22 protein-coding genes are annotated in these 22,138 nt (G+C 70.2%); 13 read left to right on the forward strand and 9 right to left on the reverse strand.

The window, feature by feature from the left end:
* Positions 1-60: 60 nt before the first annotated feature.
* The gene (locus B100_RS0115855) at positions 61-687 is read left to right on the forward strand and encodes an ATP-binding protein (protein WP_024885420.1); all 627 of its coding nucleotides are present in this window, start codon (positions 61-63) and stop codon (positions 685-687) included.
* Here the strand turns inward: B100_RS0115855 and B100_RS0115860 are convergent.
* Positions 684-1,433 carry an HNH endonuclease gene (locus tag B100_RS0115860; protein ID WP_024885421.1) on the reverse strand — a complete coding sequence of 250 codons (750 nt, stop codon included), beginning with the start codon at positions 1,431-1,433 and terminating at the stop codon, positions 684-686. The genes B100_RS0115855 and B100_RS0115860 overlap by 4 nt on opposite strands.
* 161 nt (positions 1,434-1,594) lie before the next feature.
* Between B100_RS0115860 and B100_RS0115865 the strand changes: the two genes are divergently transcribed.
* Positions 1,595-2,824: a DNA (cytosine-5-)-methyltransferase gene (locus B100_RS0115865; RefSeq protein ID WP_024885422.1), complete on the forward strand. Its 1,230-nt coding sequence runs from the start codon at positions 1,595-1,597 to the stop codon at positions 2,822-2,824.
* On the opposite strand, the gene B100_RS0115870 is transcribed toward B100_RS0115865, so the two are convergent.
* Genes B100_RS0115870 through B100_RS0115885 form a run of 4 tightly spaced genes read right to left on the reverse strand, consistent with a single transcriptional unit; the run spans position 2,811 to position 8,968 of the window.
* Positions 2,811-3,266: a very short patch repair endonuclease gene (locus tag B100_RS0115870; protein WP_486585651.1), complete on the reverse strand. Its 456-nt coding sequence runs from the start codon at positions 3,264-3,266 to the stop codon at positions 2,811-2,813. The genes B100_RS0115865 and B100_RS0115870 overlap by 14 nt on opposite strands.
* Before the next feature lie 58 nt (positions 3,267-3,324).
* A complete protein-coding gene (locus tag B100_RS0115875) occupies positions 3,325-4,344 on the reverse strand; it encodes a NaeI family type II restriction endonuclease (RefSeq protein ID WP_024885424.1) in 1,020 nt (339 codons plus the stop codon).
* Between the two features lie 54 nt (positions 4,345-4,398).
* The gene (locus tag B100_RS0115880) at positions 4,399-7,374 is read right to left on the reverse strand and encodes a Z1 domain-containing protein (protein WP_024885425.1); all 2,976 of its coding nucleotides are present in this window, start codon (positions 7,372-7,374) and stop codon (positions 4,399-4,401) included.
* A 40-nt stretch (positions 7,375-7,414) separates the two neighbouring features.
* A complete protein-coding gene (locus B100_RS0115885; protein ID WP_024885426.1) occupies positions 7,415-8,968 on the reverse strand; it encodes an ATP-binding protein in 1,554 nt (517 codons plus the stop codon).
* A gap of 259 nt (positions 8,969-9,227) precedes the next feature.
* Here B100_RS0115885 and B100_RS0115890 point away from each other — a divergent pair, with 259 nt between their 5' ends.
* Both B100_RS0115890 and B100_RS0115895 read left to right on the forward strand, forming a co-directional pair.
* A complete protein-coding gene (locus B100_RS0115890) occupies positions 9,228-9,590 on the forward strand; it encodes a DUF1801 domain-containing protein (protein ID WP_024885427.1) in 363 nt (120 codons plus the stop codon).
* Between the two features lie 360 nt (positions 9,591-9,950).
* The gene (locus tag B100_RS0115895; protein WP_024885428.1) at positions 9,951-10,784 is read left to right on the forward strand and encodes an alpha/beta hydrolase; all 834 of its coding nucleotides are present in this window, start codon (positions 9,951-9,953) and stop codon (positions 10,782-10,784) included.
* A 141-nt stretch (positions 10,785-10,925) separates the two neighbouring features.
* On the opposite strand, the gene B100_RS0115900 is transcribed toward B100_RS0115895, so the two are convergent.
* Both B100_RS0115900 and B100_RS0115905 read right to left on the reverse strand, forming a co-directional pair.
* Entirely contained in the window at positions 10,926-11,942 is a 1,017-nt protein-coding gene (locus B100_RS0115900) for an SEC-C domain-containing protein (RefSeq protein ID WP_024885429.1), read from the reverse strand.
* Positions 11,943-12,004: 62 nt separating this feature from the next.
* Positions 12,005-13,420, reverse strand: coding sequence for an MFS transporter (locus tag B100_RS0115905; RefSeq protein WP_024885430.1), 1,416 nt, complete (start codon positions 13,418-13,420; stop codon positions 12,005-12,007).
* Positions 13,421-13,569: 149 nt separating this feature from the next.
* On the opposite strand from B100_RS0115905, the gene B100_RS0115910 reads away from it, so the two are divergent.
* The 4 genes from B100_RS0115910 (at position 13,570) to B100_RS0115925 (ending at position 16,415) form a co-directional block, all read left to right on the forward strand.
* The gene (locus B100_RS0115910; protein ID WP_037722880.1) at positions 13,570-14,097 is read left to right on the forward strand and encodes a winged helix-turn-helix transcriptional regulator; all 528 of its coding nucleotides are present in this window, start codon (positions 13,570-13,572) and stop codon (positions 14,095-14,097) included.
* A gap of 73 nt (positions 14,098-14,170) precedes the next feature.
* Positions 14,171-14,506 carry a DUF6412 domain-containing protein gene (locus B100_RS0115915; protein WP_024885432.1) on the forward strand — a complete coding sequence of 112 codons (336 nt, stop codon included), beginning with the start codon at positions 14,171-14,173 and terminating at the stop codon, positions 14,504-14,506.
* 156 nt (positions 14,507-14,662) lie between these two features.
* A complete protein-coding gene (locus B100_RS0115920; protein WP_024885433.1) occupies positions 14,663-15,397 on the forward strand; it encodes a membrane protein insertase YidC in 735 nt (244 codons plus the stop codon).
* A 160-nt stretch (positions 15,398-15,557) separates the two neighbouring features.
* Positions 15,558-16,415 (forward strand): fumarylacetoacetate hydrolase family protein, encoded by an 858-nt coding sequence (locus B100_RS0115925; protein ID WP_024885434.1) that lies wholly within the window; start codon positions 15,558-15,560, stop codon positions 16,413-16,415.
* Between the two features lie 102 nt (positions 16,416-16,517).
* Here the strand turns inward: B100_RS0115925 and B100_RS0115930 are convergent, their stop codons facing one another.
* Both B100_RS0115930 and B100_RS0115935 read right to left on the reverse strand, forming a co-directional pair.
* On the reverse strand, positions 16,518-17,009 hold the full coding sequence (locus B100_RS0115930) for a heme-degrading domain-containing protein (protein WP_024885435.1): 492 nt from the start codon (positions 17,007-17,009) through the stop codon (positions 16,518-16,520).
* A complete protein-coding gene (locus tag B100_RS0115935) occupies positions 17,006-18,082 on the reverse strand; it encodes a Gfo/Idh/MocA family protein (protein WP_024885436.1) in 1,077 nt (358 codons plus the stop codon). The genes B100_RS0115930 and B100_RS0115935 overlap by 4 nt, the downstream gene beginning before the upstream one ends.
* A gap of 103 nt (positions 18,083-18,185) precedes the next feature.
* Here B100_RS0115935 and B100_RS0115940 point away from each other — a divergent pair, with 103 nt between their 5' ends.
* The 5 genes from B100_RS0115940 (at position 18,186) to B100_RS0115960 (ending at position 21,849) form a co-directional block, all read left to right on the forward strand.
* Positions 18,186-19,298 (forward strand): ROK family transcriptional regulator, encoded by a 1,113-nt coding sequence (locus B100_RS0115940; RefSeq protein ID WP_024885437.1) that lies wholly within the window; start codon positions 18,186-18,188, stop codon positions 19,296-19,298.
* Positions 19,299-19,523 carry a hypothetical protein gene (locus B100_RS0115945; protein WP_024885438.1) on the forward strand — a complete coding sequence of 75 codons (225 nt, stop codon included), beginning with the start codon at positions 19,299-19,301 and terminating at the stop codon, positions 19,521-19,523. It abuts the gene before it with no gap.
* Between the two features lie 92 nt (positions 19,524-19,615).
* Positions 19,616-20,395 (forward strand): HAD-IIA family hydrolase, encoded by a 780-nt coding sequence (locus tag B100_RS0115950; RefSeq protein WP_024885439.1) that lies wholly within the window; start codon positions 19,616-19,618, stop codon positions 20,393-20,395.
* A gap of 147 nt (positions 20,396-20,542) precedes the next feature.
* On the forward strand, positions 20,543-21,148 hold the full coding sequence (locus B100_RS0115955; RefSeq protein ID WP_024885440.1) for a hypothetical protein: 606 nt from the start codon (positions 20,543-20,545) through the stop codon (positions 21,146-21,148).
* A gap of 17 nt (positions 21,149-21,165) precedes the next feature.
* A complete protein-coding gene (locus B100_RS0115960; RefSeq protein WP_024885441.1) occupies positions 21,166-21,849 on the forward strand; it encodes a class F sortase in 684 nt (227 codons plus the stop codon).
* Positions 21,850-22,138: the final 289 nt, after the last annotated feature.

Here is a 22,138-nt window from a genome sequence, read left to right on the forward strand (position 1 = left end):
GCAGCGCATTCGGTTCGACACGAGGCGCATCTAGGAAGTGGCGCGGGAGGGAGAACTGCTGTGCCGGGGATCTACATGGAGGCCGTGCAGCACCGCTGTGTGCTGCCTTTTGAAGCGCTGCCCAGCGAAGTGCGTCTGCTGCGGCGTGCGGCGGCAGCCCAGCTGAGCCAGTGGGGCGTGCCGGCCGTCGAAGACACGGCGCAGCTTGTCGTGACGGAGCTGGCGACGAACGTCATCAAGCACGTCGGTGAGGGCTCCGCGGCGACACTGATTCTCGAGAGGAAGCGTGAGCGGCTGCGCGTCGAGATGCATGACAAGGCCAGCGCGCTGCCTTCGCTGCGTGCTGCTGGCTGTGACTCTGAATGCGGCCGGGGCCTGCACATGCTGGCTGCGATGGCCGTGGACTGGGGAACGGTGGCCACGGCCATCGGCAAGGCCGTGTGGTGCGAGATCGAGCTCGGCCAGGACGCCGGCTGCCTCCGCATGGAGCGGGCTGCTGACGCGTTGGAGAGCTATCGGTTGCGCGGTGGGACGCTCCAGCAGAGCCAGTGCGACGCCGTCCTGGCAGAGTCAGCCGTCGAGCTGATCGCAGACCTGCTGCACTGGACCAGTGCGCGGGGACTGGACCCGGATGACGTGCTGGACCGGGCGCAGATGCATTATGAGGCTGAGGCGGACGCTGCCTAGTGGACGGCTTTCTCAGCGGGCTTCCGCATCAGCTCACGGAGCGCGTCCGGCGTACGCCAGGATTCTCCTGGACGAATCCTGTGACACATGCGATGGCAGTTGGCGCACAGGCATGCGAGGTCGTCCAGCTTCGTCTCCCTGACTCCGGAGACATGAAGAGGAGTGATGTGATGCACCTCGATGTAACCGTCACCGAGGTCTCCGTACGCTCGGGCGAAGTCGAAGGCGCAGACCTCACATCGCAAGGGCTGTCCTTGTCCTCGCACATGTCCGATCTTGCGGGCGCGCAGCTTGGGGTCACGCTCACGCGCGAGTGCTCGCCGGACCAGAAGGCGGCCTTCGATCGCCGACGTGCCCGTGTCGTCCACTTCGTCGTCCTGTGGCCGAATGCGGTACAGCTCGCCAGAGCCAATGGCATCCCTGAGGGCTTCTGCAGCGAGACACATGTCCGGCCCCCGCTCGATGAAGGCGTGGACCATCAGCAGGGTGGGCTTCCCGCAGCGCGTGGCCTTGCCGGCGTAGGACGGGTGGTTGGTCATGAAGTCCGTCGTCTTGCGGCTCACGCTGTCCGGCGACCGGAAGCTGGGAAGGCTGCGGGCTTCCGGGGTGTGGAGTGGCAGCGAGCGGAGCAAATCAGACAGCTCCCGGACCTCGGGGTCCCCGGTCCGCAGCTCACGCCAGCCGTTCTTCACGACCAGGGCCCCGGCGAGCACAAGTTCATCCTCGGTCCAAGGAGGTATCCGCATGGGCCATATCGTATGAGTGTTCGGCATGGCGGAGGGTGCGTTCCGGGAACTGCGAGGCGTGCTGCACACTTGGTCAGGTCTCGTTGTCAGTGGGGTCTGTCACCCTCAGTGATGGTAGATCGCAAGATGTGTCTGCCGCTGCACGGCTGTAAGGAGGGGGCATGACCCACACGAAGGAAGCTCACGTCGTCCAGGCGACGCCGATGGAGCCTCAGCTCACTTCGATCGAGATCTGCGCTGGGGCTGGAGGTCAGGCCATCGGTCTCCATCAGGCGGGCTTCGGGCACCTGGCTTTGGTTGAGATCGACGCGTATGCGGTCGAGACGCTCAAGCTGAACATTGAAGATCATGAGGTATGGGCCTGGGAGCGGGAGCACTGCGACGTTCTGGCCGGTGACGTCAAAGAATTCGACCCTTACCGGGACGTCAAGAAGAGTGCCGAGCTGCTGCGTATGCGAGGCCTCGATTTGCTTGCTGGTGGCGTGCCCTGCCCACCCTTCTCTCACGCCGGCAAGCAGCTCGGCAAGGATGACGAGCGGGATCTCTTTCCACGCATGCTCGAATTGGTCGAAATCCTCAACCCACGCGCCGTCATGATTGAAAACGTGCGCGGGATCATGGACCCCAAGTTCTCGGACTACCGGGACTGGATCACGGCCCGACTGCAGGGCGGCGAGTACCGAGGTGACGACGGTCAGATGACCAAGGACGCCGGCCTTGGCTACACGGTCGCGAAGTGGGGGGTCCTCGAGGCGAGTGACTTCGGTGTGCCACAGCTCAGACCGCGCGCCATCCTCGTGGCCTTCCGCGACGACGTCATCAAGGACCTGAAGTACGAGTGGCCGACACCTGCGCTTGAGGAGCCGGTGAGTGTGGCTGCAGCGCTTCAGCGTTCGATGCTGGAGCGGTACTCGCGGTATTTCGAAGGAGTCCATGCACAGCGGGCCCGCGATGCTTACGAGAAGTGGCTTCACAAGGCGCAGGAACGAGACGCCGAGCTGGAGGGCAAGGGCGGCGGAATCGCCCCGACTCTCGTAGGCGGCTCCAAGAAGCATGGCGGCGCAGACTTGGGGCCGAGCCGCGCGAAGGCGGCCTGGCGTCAGCTCGGTATCTCCGGCATGGGTGTCGCGAACGATATCGAGACCTGCGAGAAGAAGCACACCGAAGACCGTGATCTCTTCCGCCCGGACGGGCCGATGCTTACGGTGCGGCAGGCAGCCATCGTCCAGGGCTTCCCAGTGGAGTGGGACTTCTTTGGCGGGAAGACGGCGCAGTACCGGCAGGTCGGCAACGCGTTCCCGCCGCCCGTGGCCAAGGCCGTGGGGCAGTCGATCGCCGATGTGCTCAGGGCAGCTCAGGAGCGCGACCGCTCCGAGGCTAAGTCTGGTTAGGCTTCGCCTGCTTGCCTTGAGTGCGACGCTTCTCCACCTCTGTAGCGATGCGAGCGGCGCACTGCTCTGATGGTTCGTGCTCCCAGAATCGAAGCACCGTCCAGCCCGCCTCTGCCAGGCGCTGGTCGGTGTCCCGGTCACGGGCTATGTTGCGGGCGACCTTGTCTGACCAGTAACCCTCGTTGGTCTTTGGGGGAACGTAGTGCTCAGGGCATCCATGCCAGTAACAGCCGTCGATGAAGACGGCTACCTTCGCCGGACGGAAGACCATGTCAGCCGTCCGGCGAAGGTCGGGCAGCGGCCTCGCTGCCACGCGGTAGCGAAGGCCCTGGGCGTGGACCAGCCGCCTGATCAGCTTCTCGGGCGTGGTGTCGCGGCTGCGGATGGCCTGCATGTTGCGTCGGCGGGCCGCCGAGGAGGCCCAAGAGCCGACGGGCGGCACCCAGACTTCTTTGCCGACCGTCAAGGCAGCAGCGGTGTCCCGGTCAGTGTCCTTTTGCTCAGGCTTCTTCTTCACCGACGACCCTGGGTAGACGAGGTGCTGTGATCACGGGGTCGTCTGGACTCGCGCGGACCCATTCGCGTCCCTCCAGCTCAACACGTGGACGGTCGCCATGATGCGGCATGGCCTCGGCCACCCGGAAGCTGACGAACTCACCTCGCTGTGGAACCACGGCTCCGATCTTCCTGGCGATCTCGCGGTGCTTGCTGTACGGGCCGGCTATAACGATGCCATCCCCGCGGAGAACTGTTCGCGCTCGGCCCTCACCCTCACGCAGCCGGGCCATGTAGTCGAGCTGCTGTGCAGCCGTCCGGACTGTCCCTCGTCCGATGCGGCGGTTCTGAACTCTGCGGAACAGCTCGATGACACGTTTCTGGCCGGACTTCTCACTGAGAATGGCGGAGCGTGTGGATTCTGGCAGATGCAGCAGAACGTTCTCAGGAAGCTCCGCGTCCCGCCAGATCCAGTGCACAGCATCGTCCCGGTGCTCCGCCTTCAGCGTCAGCTTTTTGTCTCGGTTGCTGCCGCTGTTGAGCCATTCTCTTCGCACCCGGAGTATGCCCGCGCTCCACTTGCTCTTGCTGTCATCCGCCCACACTAAGAGGCAGAGGTAACCCATGGCTTCCGGAGGGATCATCCACCCGCCGAAGGTCTGAGAAAACTTGCAGTCCACGTCGATGCCGAGGATGCGATAGTCCATGGGATGTTTGTCATCAGCGCCGCCCACATCACCACCGTCGTCGAACTTGAACTCGCGCTGCAAGTTGATTTCGACGAGCGTGCCTGCGTGAGTCTTCTCCGTTTTGAATAGCTGATTCCAGGCGTATCTTCCGGTCACCTCACCGTTCAGCAACTGGTCGATGGTGTCGCGGAGAATTGCGCCGAACCTCTTCCCGTCTGGATCGAGAGAGAAGATGTGATCGGCCACCTTGTGTACGTCGAGGTCCTGCTCCAGCGCATCCTGTATCGCGATACTGGAGGCTGCCTTAACAGTGGCGTCTTCGTCGAAGGGCAGCAATGTCCGTCCTATTCGTGTTAGTCAGTACGTCCGGGTGTTACGTGAGGGCGCTGCCTATGAGGAGGACTCTGAGGGAACCGTTGCCTCACCCTCATGGCGCGAGTTCTTGGCTCGGAAGCGGACCAGGCGCCGGTCTCCGCTGGTGGCGGACTTCGGCGGGATGAGGGTGAAAGCCATCACAATCCTCGACGGATCGGCGACGCCGTTGTGGACTGCGCCCTGGACGCTGTCCTGACTGCTGCCCTCCACGACCGGGTAGAGCAGGGCCACCCCCGTCCTGGGACCGATGAGGGTGTTTGCCCCAGCAGCGGCGTCATCGATGAGCCGCTGCGCTGCCGTGCGGTGTTCCACGCTGGCGATACGGCCGAAGCTGTTCTTGCCGGCCTGGATGCTCCGCCGGACGAGAGACAGCGGGGCCGAGCCGAGAACGCTCGCATCGACGCGGTTGCCCGAGGCCAGCCGAGGCGAGATGAGCAGCCAGTCATCCACCCGGGCGAGGGTGCCGTCGAGCTGCTGCAGGTAGCTCAAGTGCGGGTCGAAGTACCGGGGCCGTTCCCACTCGAGCTTGAGCAGCACACTCAGCAGGTCGCCATGAGTAACGGTGCCGGTGAGCGCCGTGAACGTCCGCGAGAGAGGGCTTGAGTTGTCCGGGGGATTGTTGAACGGCACAGGGTTCGGAGCCAGTGCGTGAAGCAGCGGCCGCCAGTGTCCGGTGTTGCGCTTTGTCACTGAGCCGGTCAGTGGGTACGAAGCAGGCTCGATGGGACGACCAGGCGAGCGGATTTCCACCAGCTCGGCGTTGAACATCTTGTTGCGAGCCGAGGGCTTGAGCCACGGCAGGTGCTGCGCCACGAGCGGTGGGATCTGGACAGGAGTCACCTGCGGTTTGCCGTCGACCAGCTCTGCGTACTGGGCCAGTTGCTCGCGGAACGTCTCCTCGTCACGGCAGACGGCCTCATATGCCTCATAGAGGTCGACATGCTTGTCGCGGCCGAACGGCTCCTCGCGCCCGATGTAGAGCCGGACGAGGTCCCGGTACCCGTCGCGGAAGCCAAACCAGCGGCCCATCTGCATCAGCGTGTCGGCCTGCTGGGTCGTGCGGCGGTAGTAGGTGACGGTCAGGCCCTCGACCGTGAAGCCACGGGAAAGCTTCGTGCCGCCCACGAGAATCTTCCAGACGTTTGGTGTCCGGTCGAAATCCAGATCGAGCTGGGCGAAGTACCGGTCGGTATCGCCATTGACGACGATGACCGGCTGGCCTCCGCTGCCGATGCGCTGCCGTGCAGCATGCACATAGGGTCGCAGTTCCTGATAAGAGGACGGTGACGGCAGCTCGCCCGCCTGCGCTGAACTGACGGGCGCAAAGTCGGTTTCCCAGAGTGCCGCCAGACGCTCGTGTCCCGCAGTGGAGCTGTAACCCGCCTGGTGCCACATGGTGTTGATGCGCAGCGCCAGGTCAGCGTGGTCGTCCTGCCGCACTGACTGGTGGGCAAGCATGGTGTGGTGCCGGAAGGCGGCGTCAGGCACACCGTGATCCGCGCGGTAGAGCTTGAGGGCGCCGGACAGCACGAAGGCGTCCATCGCCTCCTGAAGTCTGTCTCCCGTGGAGTCGTAGATCCCGCGCACGTGTGCCTCCTCCTGCGAGTTGGCGTAAGTGCGCTGGTCGGCGGGCACAGGGGAGTTCAGGTCGTGGAAGTCCTGGACGCCCATGTACCCGGCCGGCCGGGGCAGCGAAATCAGGAAGTCGCTGGGGAAGATGTCCATGTCGTCACCGGGATCGATGAAGACGTTGGCGAACGGTGTCGCGGTGTAACCGACGTACTGGGCCCGCGGGAGCAGCCCGAGCAGCTTGGAGATCAAGCCGTTGATTGCGGTGCGCTCGGTGCTCCCGCGTTCCCACTTCTTGGGATCGGAAGTGTTGACGGAGGCCTGGTCAGACTCGTCGTCGATGATGAGAGCGGGCAGTTCCCCCAGGATGCCGTGGATCTGCTTGAGGTCCTTGACCAGCTTGGTGAGGACGCTCTTGTTCTTCTTCACCACGAGGATCCGTGCGGCGGCGTGGTGCAGGTTCGCTGGATCATGCAGCGGCTGGGTCGGGACGCGCTTCTCGAACTCAAGCGCACGGATGCCTTGAGCCAGGCTCTTGTAGTCGTTGTCACGAGTTGTCAGGCGCTCGATGTCGAAGGCGCCGAGCGTGGAGGGGCGAGCACCGTGGTGGACGAAGTCTGGCCACCCCTCGTCATCGCCTACGTAGTCCACACCCACAAGGGAGTCGACGTCCGTGACGTCGGCGCCGCGCAGGATGTTCTCCTGGCCGATCAACTCCATGTCCAGGCGCCGCTGCGTCTGGGCGCGGAGCAGGTTGAGAGTGCCGCCCAGCACGATGACAAGCCGGTACCCGGCGTCGATCGCCTTGGCGGCCACCCCGGTGAAGTTAGCCGTCTTGCCGGACTGGACGTAGCCGACAACCAGGCCCTTCGCCTGGCGGGCCGTCGGCTGCTCCGGGTCGGTGAGCCGCTCCACTACCGCCTTGCTCGCCTGGTCCAGGCTCGCGATGGCAGCTTCGGACCAGCCCTTGTCACGGAGCTTCCGCTCGTATGCCGTCCAGTAGAAGTTCCTGGCAGCCGCACGTTCAGCGGTGTACCAGGGAGTGAACTCCCGGGTGATCACCGTTGCTCCGGGCACTTTGGCCACCGGCATGGCCTGATCTAGGGCCTTGCAGACATCGCTGCCGAACCCCAGGTGCTCGTAGATCACGGCACGCCGCTCGTCCGTCCGGGCGGGAGTACTGCCTCCCCAGGGCGGATTCTCGGCAAAGTCCCAGGCCGTCAGGTGCCGGTTCCACAGAGCTATCAGGGCCTCGTCCCCGGTGAGGAGGGATGAGCGGAACAGTTCCTCGCTCAGATCGGCGTCCGGATACACCTCAGCGGCGAGCCTGGCCCAGGAGGCGAAGGTGCGCGGCAGGCTGCCCATTCCCGCCAGAGCGGAGGTGTGAATGTCGAGCAGCACAGCAGATGAAGTGGTGGTCATGGTTTCCCCCCAGTCAGGACTGATGTGAGAGCGGTACTGGTTAGTCAACTGCCTGCGCGCGGCGCTCCCGGTGGGCGCCTGCCGCGGCCAGCAGAATCGTGTTCCAGTAGTCCACCCGGTCCTGTCGGCCCCGTTCCCAGCGGCCGAGGCCGAAGCAGTCCTCAAGCAGCAAGTACAGAAAAGTTTTCGTCACCGGCGCGTCGTTGCTCCCGCCGCGCCGTCCGTCGTTGAAGTCGCTGCGGAAGGCCTTGTTGAGCACGACGACGTTGTTCTCACGGTCCAAGGCGAAGAACTTGTCCGCGGGCAGCGTGGACCAGGTGAAGGCGATCGGCTCCTCGCCCGGCTTCTCGGGCAGCTCTTCTTTGATGACCCGTTTGATGGCCGGGTCCATTCCCTTGCCCGGAGGAGTCACTGCCTTGCGCACGATCTCGTTGCGCTTGGCCCCCTCCCGGTAGGTGGCCTCAGCGTCACTCAGGTACTGGTGGAAGGTGTGTCCGGCTGTGTCCGCGGCCTTCTCCACACCGAGTGTGAAGGCAGGCGTGACGGTGACGCTTTCCTTCTTGACGTCCAGGCTCAGGACGCTGTTGTCTTGGGCCGGCAGGTCGACCTCAACGCGGGCGAGCGCAAGGTGCCCCTCCGGGTTGCGCAGGCCGTTCCAGCCACCGGCCTGCACCAGACGGTTGTTGCGGTAGAAGTAGAAACCCTGCCGGTCCGTGAGGGAGCCGATCTGCCGGAACCCGGCCTGCTTCGACTTCGCGGGCCAGATGTGCGCGGTCAGCTGGACATCGCCGAGCCCCTCGACGGGGGCAGTGAATGTCCGCGGGTACCGTGCCTTTCCAGGCACCTTGTAGCCGAACGGATCCAGTGCCTGCACGGCGATGTGGTCGACTTCCTCACCGAGCTCTCCCTCGGCGCTGCTCACGTCCCACACCGCGATGTCGAGCTTGAGACCGTCCTGCAGGAACCGGTGCAAGTAGAGACCCAGGTGAGTTTCCAGACGAGCGATGGCTTTGGACAGGAAATGGTCACTCTGGCCGGTCGTCACGGTCTCGAAAACCCGCACTTGGTCCCAGCGCACGATCGTGCCCTGCCACTCGATGATGCCGTCATACCGGTCCACGAGTTCCTGTGCGTACCGCGGATCGACCGTGTCACAACGGAAGCTGTCCTCGATGCCCTCTGCCGTGAGCCGCCGTCCGGCAGCGCGGCTGCGCTTGGTGCGGCTCACGACGGTCAGAGAAGCCGCGTGGGATAGCGAGGCGGCTTTCAGGCCCGTTCCGTACATGCCGAGGGCGTTGTCCCCGTACTCGCGGCGCCGTCCCACCGTCATGGCCCCGTCTAGGCCGGCGTCGTCCATGCCTCTGCCGTTGTCGATGACCAGCAGCGTGAGGATGCGCTTGGCGTCACGCAGGAAGTGCACGACGATTTTGTCGGCTCCCGCATCGATCGAGTTGTCGACCAGGTCGGCGATGGCGACCTCGAAGCCGTAGCCCTGATTGGTCAGGGCCTTGCCGTAGCCGGCGTCTGGCGGCAGATGTGTGCTGCCGGTAGTGGGGACCTCGTACTGCCAGACGGTGCCGGGCTCGTAGGGCATGTGCTTCCTCGCGTACACAGGTCTGGGCGTCGTCAGCGCATGACGGCCCTCCGCTTCAATTGGCTCGTGTGACGGTACTGCAAAGGTCGGACATTGAAACTGTTGAGCCTTGAAGTGGGGGGATTGGTCCCGAATTTGTCGCCATGAGGTGCTTCGTCCTGCGTTTTCCTTGCAGTTAGCGGTCGTCGTGGAACGGTAGCGAGACCTGACGGCCGCCTTCTGGGGGCACGGAGTCGGACCCGGCATAAGCTCCCCCACGGTGCAAAGCAGCGCGCCCGACGTCGACACCTACCTCGCCGAGGTGCCCGACGAGCGCACGGCCGTCCTGACGCGGCTGCGTGACCTGTGCCGGGCCGAGCTCCATGGCTTCACGGAGGTCATGGCCTACGGCATGCCCGCGTATGAGCGCGACGGAGTCGCGGAGATCGCCTTCGCCAGTCAGAAGCAGTACATCTCCGTCTACCTCATGCGCCCCGACGTCCGGGAAGCCTTCGCCGAGCGGCTGGCCGGCCAGGACATGGGCAAGGGCTGCCTGCGCTTCCGTAAGCCGGGGGACGTCGACTTCGGCCTCGTGCGGGACCTGTTGCGGGCCACGGCGGCCGTGCCCGGCGCCGTGTGCTGACCGGCGGCAGGCCCCGCCGCGCCCCTTCCCTCGGCCCCGCGGACCGCAGGTCCCCCGAGCTACGTCGGGTGCGCCGGCTGCAGCCCCCGGCATAGGGGGATCTCGGTCCGGTGGTGGACGTCGGGGCCGGGAGCGGCGGGTGGAATGAGACGCGTCCGCCGGGGCTGTCGCTGCGGACGCGTGCAGTGGGGGCCGGAGGCGCCGCCCGTGTGACCGCACGGGGGATCCGAACCGCGGCCCGGCGGCGGGATGGCCCCGCCCACATAAGTTGCACGCAATCTAGTTGTGCGCAACTTAACGGCGCACTATCTTCTTCATCAGTGCTCACCGCACACCGGACCTCAACGGAAGGGCAGCGCCATGCCGTTCATCACCGTCGGCCAGGAGAACTCCGCCTCCATCGACCTTTACTACGAGGACCACGGCACCGGGCAGCCGGTCGTGCTGATCCACGGGTATCCGCTCGACGGTCACTCCTGGGAGAAGCAGTCCGCCGCCCTGCTCGCCGCCGGCTACCGGGTCATCACCTACGACCGCCGCGGGTTCGGCCGGTCCAGCCAGCCCACCACCGGTTACGACTACGACACCTTCGCCGCCGACCTGAACACCGTCCTGGAGACCCTGGACCTGCGTGACGCGGTCCTCGTCGGGTTCTCCATGGGCACCGGTGAGGTCGGCCGCTACCTCGGCACCTACGGCTCGGAGCGGGTCGCCAAGGCCGCGTTCCTCGCCTCCCTGGAGCCGTACCTGCTCAAGACCGACGACAACCCCACGGGTGTCGACGGCGCCGTCTTCGAAGGCATCAAGCAGGCCGTCACCGACGACCGGTACGCCTACTTCACCGCCTTCTACCAGGACTTCTACAACCTGGACGAGAACCTCGGCAGCCGCATCAGCGAGGAGGCCCTGCGCAACAGCTGGAACGTCGCCGCCGGCGCCTCCTGGTACGCCTCGCTCGCCAGCGTCTCGACCTGGACGACCGACTTCCGCACCGACATCGAGAAGGTCGACGTCCCCGCGCTGATCCTGCACGGCACCGCCGACCGCATCCTCCCCATCGAGTCCACCGGTGAGCCCTTCCACCGGGCCCTGCCCGACGCCGAGTACGTCGTCATCGAGGGCGCCCCGCACGGCCTGCTGTGGACCCACGCCCAGGAGGTCACCGACGCCCTCCTCGGCTTCCTCGCCAAGTAGGACCGGCCGGTCCGGCACACACGGCACACGCGGCACACACAGCGGTGCGCCCGCCCGCCGGACGAACCGGCGGGCGGGCGCACCGTCACGCGTGTGTCAGAGCGACGTGTGTCAGAGCGACGTGTGTCAGAGCGACGTGTGTCAGAGCGCCGGCCCGTGGCACTCCCCGTACGTCCGCCCCGACCCGCACCAGCACGCCTCCGCGCGCTCCGGCGGCCAGGCCACCGCGCGGCCCCGCGCCGCCAGCGTGGTCGCGTACTGGGGGAGGAGCGCCGGGTCGGCGGGGGAGGCCAGCTCCGAGGCGGCGAACGCCTCGTACGACGGGACCGTGCCCCTGACGATGCCCAGGTTCGGCGTGCCGGAGGCGGCCAGTTCACGCAGGGCCGCCTCTATCGCCGCCAGATGCGCCTCGTAGGACGGGTACTCCTCCGCGAGGTCCGGGTACGCCTCCGTCAGCTCGGTCAGTTCACCGGCCGGCCAGTGCAGCACCGCCACCGGGAACGGGCGGGACAACGCCTCCCGGTACGCGCCCAGTTCGGCGCGCAGCCGCTGGATCTCCGCCTCCAGCTCCGCCGGGTTGTCCGAGCCCAGGGACCACACGCGCTTGGGGTCGTGCAGCTCGTCCAGACCGATGGAGTGGGTGTGCACGGAGTCCGCGACCGCGTCCCACTCGTCATGCGGGGCGCCGAGCATCCTGCGCACCCGGTGCCGTCCGAGGAGCAGCGGGTGCGTGGCGCGCGGGGGCTCCGGCACGTCGGTCAGCAGCAGCCGGACCGCCTCGGTGAACGTCTCGTGCGCCTGCTGCAGTTCGTCGTGGGCCTCCAGCGCCTCCGCGACGATCACCCAGGGGGCGGCGACGCGCGGGGCGGCGGTGCGGATGCCGTCGATGATCGCGCGGGCCTCCGCCTCGTGGCCGTACTCCCACAGGTTGGAGGCCTTCAGGGCGCGGACCAGGTACGGGTTGTCCAGGTCGGCGCCCGAGGCCAGCAGGTGGTCGTAGAGGGCGGTCGCGGCGGGGCGGTCGCCGGACAGCTCCCGGTGGGCGGCGGCCCGCAGGAGCAGGGCCTCCGCGTCCTCGGGGTAGCGGTCGGCGAACCGCTCCAGGCGGGCGGCCTCGGTGGTGTGGTCGACGTTTTCGGCAGGCGAGTCGGGGCGCATGGTGGACACGGTACTGCCGACCGGTGACAGAAGTGAGGGCCCGACGGTCCTCGGGGACCGCCCTACGACCGTTCCCGCAGGGCCAGCACGCCCACCGCCGCGACCAGCGCCAGCACCGCGGAGACCACCAGCGCGATGTCCGTGCCCCGGGCGAGACCGCCGCCCGACGACGTCGCGATCGCGATGACGAGGGAGACGCCGGCGCACGAGCCGATGTAGCGGAGGGTCTGCTGGGCGCCGGAGCCCATCGCGGCCCGGGCGGCCGGGACCGACTCGACGGCGAGCAGCGGCAGCGCGGCGTTCAGCAGGCCGCTGCCGACGCCGGCGATGAGCATGCCGGGGACGAAACGGGCCGTGGAGCCCGCGTCGATCGCGCCGAGCATGGTGATCACGCCGACGGCGTGCAGGGCGAAGGCGATGGCCAGCTGGACGCGGGTCGGGATGCGTCCGGCCAGGCGTCGGGCCTGGAGCGCGACGAGGAAGGCGAGGCCCGCCCACAACAGGGACAGCAGGGCCGTCTGCATCGCGGACATGCCGAGCTGCCGCTGGAGCACCGCCGGCAGGAAGCTGAACAGGCCGATCACCGACAGTCCCGTGAACAGACCACCGACCGAGGAGGCGAGGAAGCCGCGGTGACGCAGCAGCGACAGGTCGATCATCGGGGTCGCCGTACGGCGCTCCACCAGGGCGAACGCGGCGAGCAGCACGACCGTCGCCCCGAACAGCAGCATCACCGGCGCCCGCAGCCAGCCGTCCCGGCCCAGGGTGAGGGCCGCGACCAGGGCGACCAGCGCCGGACCGAAGGTCGCGGCTCCGGCGAAGTCGGGCCGGCCGCCGCGCGCGGAGCGTGACTCGGTGAGCGCACGGCTGCCGAGGAGGGCGATCACCACCGCGGCGGCGCCGAGGACGCCGTAGACCGCGCGCCAGTCGGGTATCCCCGCGGCGAGCAGCGGCCCGACGGCGATGCCGCCGGTGACGAACGCCCCCCACACGCCCGTCGCCCGCAGCCGGCCGGCGGCCGTCGGGAAGGCGTGCACGATCAGGCCGAGGCTGCTTGCCAGCAGGGCCGCGCTGGCCCCGCCCTGGGCGATCCGGGCCAGGGTGAAGAGCCAGGTGGAGCCGGCCAGGGCGCCGAGGGCGGTGGTGACGCCGAGCGCCAGGGTGCCCCAGACGAAGATCCGGCGGCGGCCGTAGTCGTCGGCGAGGCTGCCGGCCACCAGCAGCAGGGCGGCGAGGCCCAGGGGGGTGCCGTTGAGCAGCCAGGCCTGCGCGGACAGCGGGGTGTGCAGGGCGGCGGCGGTGGCGGGGAGCGTCACGATCGGCGCGGTGTACGTCATCAGCGCCACGGCGGTGGCGGCGCTGGTGAGGGCCAGGGTGGCGCCCGGGCGGGGCGACCCGGCGGCGGGCGCGGACCCGGGGGCGGCGGTGCGCGGGGTGGTGTCCTGCGCCCGCGCTGCGGAGGCGGGGGTGGCGGTCATGTCGTCGGGGTCCTCTGCGGGATCGGGGACGGTTGGCGGGTGGCGGCGCGGGTAGGTTCGCTCATTGAACCTACTGGAGTACGCCTACGGTAGCACTGGTAGGTTCAGTCAATGAACCAACAAACGTAAAAGTGGTTACAGTGGACGGCATGGCACTGGGCAAGGACTACGCGACGCAGGAGTGCTCCATCGCGAGCGCCCTGGAAGTCATCGGCGAACGCTGGACGCTGCTCGTCATCCGCGACGCCTTCTACGGCGTGCGGCGCTACAACGACTTCCTCGTCCACCTCGGCATCCCGCGCGCGGTCCTCGCCTCCCGCCTCCAGTCGCTCACCGCGCAGGGCGTCCTCGAGAAGCGCCGCTACCAGGAGTCCCCGCCCCGCGACGAGTACGTCCTCACCGACCGCGGCATCGCGCTGTGGCCCACCCTGCGCGCCCTCGGGCTCTGGGGGCGCGAGCAGCTCACCAAGCAGCAGCTGCGGATCTTCCGGCACGCCGCGTGCGGCACCGAACTCGGCCCGTACAGCGACTGCCCCGCCTGCGGAACCGTCGTGGCCGTGCCGGACGTCGAAGTGGTACCGGGGCCGGATCTCAGCCGGGACCCCGCGGACCCGGTCAGCCGGGCACTGCTCAAGCCCAAGCGGCTGCTGCAGCCCGTGGAGACCGACCCGGCCTGACACCCGCCCTACGGCGGGAACTGGCACAATGCGGTGCACCATGCACCACGAGGCGGAGAGGGGGGCACGGCACATGACCGCCCGACGGCCCGCCACGCGCTCCGCGCGCACCCTCCTCGCCCTGCTCTTCCCGCTGCTCCAGGTCGCCCTGCTGCTGACCCCGGCCCCCGACGGCGGACTCTCCCTGGTCCACGTCACCCTCGCCGCGACCGCCGCGGCCGGCGCCGCCCTCACCGTGTGCGCCGTGATCGCCGCCCGCTCCGCGCCCGCCGTGCCGCCCACCCGGGTACGCACGGCCCTGCGCGACCGCGACCGGCGTACCGCCTTCCTCCCCCAGCGAGATCCCGACGCCAAGGGGCGCACCCGCCCCCGAGCGCCCGGACACGCCCTCCCGGCGACCGCCGCGTAGGGCATCCCCGTAGGGGACCTCGCAGGGCATCTCTCACAACGATCCCTCCGTTCCGCACGCCTGCGCGCGGGTCGTCATGCCGACCTTCCCGATCCCGTCCCGGCCGCCCGTCGCGCCGGGACCCCCGGCACGACGAGACCCCCGGAGGGCTCACCCATGTCCGTCTTCGCCAGCCTGGTCGCGCACATCGCCGACCTGCTCCAGCCGCTGTTCGGCCCGTCCGCAGCGGCCGCCGCGATCATCGCCTTCACCGCCCTGGTACGGCTCCTCGTCCACCCCCTGTCCCGGGCCGCCGCACGCGGCCAGAAGGCGCGGACCGCGCTCCAGCCGCGCCTGGCCGAACTGCGCCGCAAGCACGGCAAGAACCCCGAGAAGCTGCAGAAGGCCGTGATGGAACTGCACGCCGAGGAGAAGGTGTCCCCGCTGTCCGGCTGCCTGCCCAGCCTGCTCCAGCTCCCCGCGTTCTTCCTGCTCTACCACCTCTTCTCCAGCGGCACGATCGGCGGCGAGCCCAACGAACTCCTCGGCCACCGGCTGCTCGACGCCCCCCTCGGCCACCGGTGGGCGGACGCGCTCGGCGACGGCGGGATGCTCGGCGGGGCCGGGCTCGTGTACCTCGGCCTCTTCGCGGTCGTCGCGGTCGTCGCGTACTTCAGCTACCGGCTCTCCCGCCGGATGACGGAGGCCTCGGCGGCGATGGCGGGCACGGGGACGGGCGGCGCGGACCCGCAGGTACCGGGCGCCGCCGCCATGGGCGGGGTGATGAAGGTGATGCCGTTCATGTCCTTCTTCACCCTGGTCACCGTCGCCGTCGTCCCGCTGGCCGCCGCCCTGTACGTGGTCACCTCCACCACGTGGAGCGTGGTCGAGCGGTCCGTGCTGTACCGGTGAGCCACGCGGCGGCGACGGCACGGGCGCGGTCCAGTACGTGAACCGGGTCTTGCGCGGTGGAGCGCCCGGCCTGGAGGATCGGCCGGTCCTCCGACGGCCGCGCCCGCCGCACCGGTCGTTCCTCGTCGGGCGGGCGCCCGCGAGTGAGGGAGACGTGACCATGAAGCTGCTGCGAGTCGGCACGCCGGGACAGGAGCGGCCCGCGCTGCTCGACGCCGACGGCACCCTGCGGGACCTGACGGGACTCGTCGCCGACATCGACGGGACGCTGCTGGCCGACGCGGAGGCCCTCGGCCGGATCAGGGCCGCCGCCGACGCCGGCGCACTGCCCGTGCCGGCCGGGGCGGCACCGCGGATCGGGCCGCCGCTCGCGCGGATCGGCAAGATCGTGTGCATCGGGCTGAACTACCACGACCACGCCCGCGAGACCGGCGCCGAGCCGCCCGCCGAGCCGGTGATCTTCTTCAAGGCACCGGACACCGTCGTCGGCCCGGACGACACGGTGCTCATCCCGCGCGGGTCCGCCAAGACCGACTGGGAGGTCGAGCTGGCGGTCGTGATCGGACGCACCGCGCGGTACCTGGAGTCGGCCGAGGCCGGACTCGCGCACGTCGCCGGGTACGCCGTCGCCCACGACGTCTCCGAGCGGGAGTTCCAGATCGAGCGGGGCGGCACCTGGGACAAGGGCAAGAACTGCGAGACGTTCAACCCGCTCGGGCCGTGGCTGGTCACCGCCGACGAGGTGCCTGACCCGCAGGCCCTCTCCCTGCGGCTGTGGGTCAACGGCGAGCTGAAGCAGGACGGTACGACGGCGGAGCAGATCTTCCCCGTCGGCGAGGTCGTGCGGTACGTCAGCCAGTTCATGACCCTGTACCCGGGCGACGTCATCAACACCGGCACCCCGGCCGGGGTGGCGATGGGCCGGCCCGAGCCGAAGCCGTACCTGAGGCCGGGCGACGTGGTCGAACTGGAGGTCACGGGGCTGGGCCGGCAACGGCAGGTGCTGGCGCGGGCGTGAGGCGGCGGTGACGGACGAGGGCCGCGTCCCGCCGCCGCCGAGCGCCGGCGGCGGGACGCGACCCTCGTCGTCCTCCTGCTCCTCCTGGTCGTGTGACCCGGGCTACGCCCGTGACAGGAAGTGCTCGAGCGCCTCCACGACCAGGCGGTGGTCCTGGAGTTGGGGCAGGCCCGAGACCGTCACCGCGCCGATGACGCCGACGCCCTCGACGGTGACCGGGAAGGAGCCGCCGTGGGCCGCGTAGGTGTCCGGGTCGAGGCGCGACGACTCCTCGAACGTCGTGCCCTTCGCCCGGAACCGCGCCCCCACCAGGTACGAAGCGGAGCCGTAACGCTCCACCACCCGGCGCTTGCGGGCGATCCACGCGTCGTTGTCGGGCGTGGAACCCGGCAGCGCGGCGTGGAAGAGCTGCTGCCCCCCGCGGTGGATGTCGACCGCGACCGGCGCCTGCCGCTCGCGCGCCAGCTCCACCAGCAGAGAGCCGAGCGCCCAGGCGTCCTCATGGGTGAACTGCCGGAACACCAGGCGGCGTTCCTGCGCCTCCAGCTCCTCCACCGTCGGCGTGAGCTCGGGGGACTGCTTCGGGGTGGTCACAGGGTCACCGTCACCTTCTCGGCCGCCGAACGGCGCGCCGCCTCAAGGACGTCGAGGGCCGCAGCCGCCTCCAGCGCGGTCACCGGGTTGGGGCCGTCGGCCAGCAACGCCCGCGCCACGGACGCGTAGTAGGCGGGGTAGTCGCCCGGCAGCGTCCGTACCGGGCTGCCGCCGCCGGTCACCGGGGACTCGCCGGAGCCGACACGGCCCCACAGCTCCTCCGGCTCCGTGCCCCACTCGGTGGCGTCTGCGCCCGGGCGCAGGCCGTCGCGCAGGGCCGCCTCCTGCGGGTCGAGGCCGTGCTTGACGTAGCCGGCCTTCGAGCCGAGCACGCGGAAGCGCGGGCCGAGCTGGGCGGTGGTCGCGGAGACGTACAGGTGCGAGCGGACCCCGCTCTCGTGGGTCAGCGCCAGGAACGTGTCGTCGTCGGTCCGCGCGCCCTCACGGCGGACGTCGGTCTCGGCGTACACGGAGGTCACCGGGCCGAAGAGGACCAAGGCCTGGTCGACGACATGGCTGCCGAGGTCGTACAGCAGACCGCCCACCTCCGCCGGGTCGCCGGACTCCCGCCAGCCGCCCTTGAGCTGCGGGCGCCAGCGCTCGAAACGCGACTCGAAGCGGTACACCTCGCCGAGCTCGCCGTCCGCGACCAGCCGGCGCAGGGTGAGGAAGTCGTTGTCCCAGCGGCGGTTCTGGAACACGGACAGGAGCAGGCCGCGCTTCTCGGCGAGGGCGGCGAGTGTGCGGGCCTCCGCCGCCGTGCCCGCGACGGGCTTGTCCACGACGACCGGCAGACCGGCCTCGAGGGCGGCGGTGGCGATCGGGACGTGCGTCCGGTTCGGGGACGCGACGACGATCAGGTCCAGCTCACCGGCGCGGGCCCACAGCTCGTTTGCCGAGGCGGCGACCGTCACGTCCGGGAACGCGGCGCGGGCCTGCGCCTGACGCTCCGGGTTCGAGGTGACGACCGTGTCGAGCGCGAGGCCCTGGGTCGCGGTGATCAGCGGGGCGTGGAACACGGAGCCCGCGAGGCCGTAGCCCACGAGGCCGACGCGGAGGGGAGTGCCAGTCATGGTCCTACTTTCGCAACGCTGTTGCCAAAGTGCAAGGGCGAGCCACAATGGGCGGGTGAACAGGACGTACGGCGCCGGCCTGCGGGGCGCGAACGGCTCAGGGATGCGCGGGGCGAACGGCGGGGCCAACCTGCTCGCCCTGCGCAGCCACAACACCGCGCTCGTGCTCGACCTGCTGCGCACGGCGGGCGCGGAGGGCATCAGCCGGCTGGAGCTCGCCGAGCGCACCGGGCTCACCCCGCAGGCGGTCAGCAAGATAACCGCCCGGCTGCGGGAGGAGGGCCTCGCCGTGGAGGCCGGGCGTCGCGCGTCCACGGGCGGCAAGCCGCGCACGGTGCTGCGGCTGGTCCCGGAGGCCGGGCACGCGGTGGGCGTGCACCTGGACCGCGACGAACTGCGGGCCGTACTGGCCGACCTCGACGGGACGGTGGTGGCGCGGCGGCGCGTGCCGCTGGATCTGGGGGCCGGGGCGGAGGCCGTGCTGGGGCGGGTCGCGTCGGTGGTGGAGGAACTGGCGGCGGTGGTTCCGGGGCGCGGCTCCGGGGGGTCCCTGCTGGGCGTGGGGGTCGCGCTGCCCGGGCCGCTCGACCACCGGCGGGGGGTGCTGCACCGGGTGACGGGGTTCCCCGAGTGGGACGGTTTTCCGCTGCGTGACGCCCTGTCCGAGCGGCTGTCCCAGCGGCTGGGGGCGGTGCCCGTGGTCGTCGACAAGGACACCAACGCGGTGGCGCTCGGGCTGGCGGTCGGGGGCGAGGGCGGCTCGTTCGCCTATCTGCACCTCGGTACGGGGCTGGGGGCCGGGCTGGTGATCGGCGGGAGCGTGCACCGGGGGCCGCGGACCGGGGCGGGGGAGTTCGGGCACCAGGTGGTGCAGCTGGACGGGCCGCCGTGCGGGTGCGGGGACCGGGGGTGCGTGGAGGCGTTGTGCCTGGCGGCCGTGGCGCGGGGGGAGACGGCGGAGGCGGCGCGGGTGCTGGGGACCGGGGCGGCGAATCTGGTGGGGCTGCTGGACATCGACCGGGTGCTGTTGGGCGGGCGGACGGTGGAGGGGGATCCGGAGCCGTTCGTACGGGGGGTGCGGGCGGTGCTGGAGGCGCGGGCGCGGCGGACCGGGGAGGGGGGTGTGCCGGTGCGGGTGGTCTCGGGGGAGAGGAGGGGGGTCGCGGAGGGGGCGGCGGAGTTGGTGTTGGCGCCGGTGTTCGGACAGGACGGGTAGGTGCCGCGCGGGCTTGGCCTGGGGGCGTCCATCGGCGACGGCGACTGGGTCGGGCAGTCCGACGACTACCGCTTCCGCGTCGACGGCGCCCCCGGACGCGACGGCTTCTCCCTCGCCGAGGAACTCGCCGGGACCGGCACCGGCCCCCAGGTCCTCGCCCTCGCCACCGGGGCCGTCCGCACCGGCGCCCTGGCCGTGCTGTTCGCCCGCCGGCGTCGCGGCTGAGCACCCCGCCCCCGGGCGGCCGTTCCCTCATGATCCGGGTCTGTTTAGGCTGGGGCGCACGGCAGGACCGCGTACGGCAGGAGATCCCGCACATGGCAGACCGCAAGCCCATCGAGTCCTGGCTCACCGACATGGACGGGGTACTGATCCACGAGGGTGTGCCGATCCCCGGCGCCGACTCCTTCATCAAGAAGCTGCGCGAGTCCGGGCGGCCCTTCCTGGTGCTCACCAACAACTCGATCTACACCCCGCGCGACCTGCACGCCCGGCTGCGCCGGCTGGGCCTGGAGGTGCCGATCGAGAACATCTGGACGTCCGCCCTGGCCACCGCCAAGTTCCTCGACGACCAGCGGCCCGGCGGGTCGGCGTACGTCATCGGCGAGGCCGGGCTGACCACCGCGCTGCACGACATCGGCTACATCCTCACCGACCACGACCCCGACTACGTGGTCCTCGGCGAGACCCGGACGTACTCGTTCGAGGCGATGACCAAGGCGGTGCGGCTGATCAACGCCGGCGCCCGCTTCATCTGCACCAACCCCGACGAGACCGGCCCCTCCACCGAGGGACCGCTCCCGGCGACCGGCGCGGTGGCCGCGCTCATCACCAAGGCGACCGGCAGGCAGCCGTACTTCGCGGGCAAGCCCAACCCGCTGATGATGCGCACCGGGCTCAACACCATCGGGGCGCACTCGGAGAGCAGCGCGATGATCGGTGACCGCATGGACACCGACGTGCTCGCGGGCATCGAGGCCGGCATGAAGACATTCCTCGTGCTCACCGGGCTGACCCGGCCGGAGCAGGTGGAGAACTTCCCGTACCGGCCGTCGAAGGTCGTCGACTCCATCGCGGACATCGTCGACCTCGTCTGACCCCGGGCCTCCGCCGGGCGTCCCCGCGCGACCCCCGTACGCCGCCCCCGCACGTCCCCCACTTCACCCGCACGGCGCAGTGCGGGGCGTGCGGGGGTGCGGGGCCGGACGGCGCGGGGGAACCTCCGAAGTGTCTGGAGGTTCACGATGGGTAAGCGGCGACTCGCTCTCTGCGCGGGTGTCCTGGCCGTCACCGCGCTCGGTCCGATGGCCTGGGCGGCGGACGGCGGGGGTCTCTCGGTGGCCCCCGCGGCCCCCGCCCCCGGCAGTGACATCGCCCTGAGGGTGACCGGGTGCGACGCACGCGAGGCGGTCGCGCAGTCCCCGGCGCTGGTGTCCGAGGCCCGCCTCACCCGCACCGGCGACGGACTCGCCGGCGACGGCCGCGTACGGTCCACCCTCACCGCCGGGACGTACGCGGTGACGTACGCCTGCGACGGCACCGAACGCAAGGCGGCCCTCCAGATCAACCCGCACCCGGCCCCCGCCGGCGAACCGGCACCCCCGGCCGCCCAAGCCCCGCCGACCCCGCAAACCCCGCAAACCCCGCAGACCCCGCAGACCCACCCCTCGCCCGTGGCCCCCGTGAACGCCGGAGGCGGCGGCACCGCGCGCGCCGTCGCCGCCGACCGCGAGCGGCACGGGCCCGGCACCGCGCAGACGGTGGTCGCGCTGGCGCTGGCCGGGACCGCCGCCCTCACCGTCCACCGCCGGGCCCGCCGTCAGGCCCGGCGCGGCAGGGGGACGGGTTGACCGGGACCATGCGCGGCGTGACGGACGGGGACGACGTGGAGACGACCGGAACGGGCCTGCGGTCCGTACGGCGGCGGCTGCCCGCCGGCGTGGTCTGGGTGGTGCTGCTGCTCGGGCTGTGGCTGTGGGGCCGCGGACTGACCGAGGTGCCCGCCGGGACGGCCGGGCCGGCCACCGGCGACATGGCGGCGGCCGGACGCCCGCCGCTGTTCGACCTGCCCACCGTGCACCGGCCGTTGAAGGCCGCCGAGCCCCTCACCCTCTTCATCCCCGGCCTGGAGCTGCGCGCCCCGGTCGTCGCCCGGGGCCTGGACGAGCGCGGCGCCCCGGAGCCGCCCCCGCCGGAGCGGGCGGGCGAGGTCGGCTGGTACGCGGACGGGGTGGCCCCGGGCGCGGTGGGCACCGCGCTGCTGGTGGGGCACGTCGACACCGACACCCGGCCCGCCGTCTTCCACCGGCTGGACACACTGGAGCCCGGGCAGGAGATCCGGGTGGCCCGCGCGGACGGCACGGTCGCCGAGTTCACCGTCGAGGACGTCCGCGTGCTCGACCGGGACGGCTTCGACGCGAGCCAGGCGTACGGCCCGCGCCACGAGGGGCGCGCCGAGCTCCGGCTGATCACCTGCGGCGGCACCTACGACCGCACGACCGGCGCCTACTCGGCGAACGTGGTCGTCTCGGCGTACCTCACCGACGCGTGAACGCCCGCGGGGACGCGCCCCACGCCTGAGCGCCCGTGGCGGCGCGGTCGCCCGGCCCGGCCGACGACCCGCTCCCCGGGGGCCGCCGACCGGGCCGGTCCTCCACCGCGCGGAGCCCGGGCCGCGGGAGTGACCCGGTGGGACGCGCGGGAGGCCGGAGAAGGCGCACGGAAGCACCGGCCGGGGGCACCGGCCGGCCGGTGCTCCCGACTCTAGAGGGAAAGCCCGGCCCGGCCCAGGGGTCGGTCCACGTCAAGTCCCGGACCGGTCGCTTTCCGTGATCGGCGCA

Source organism: Streptomyces sp. CNH189 (assembly GCF_000527195.1).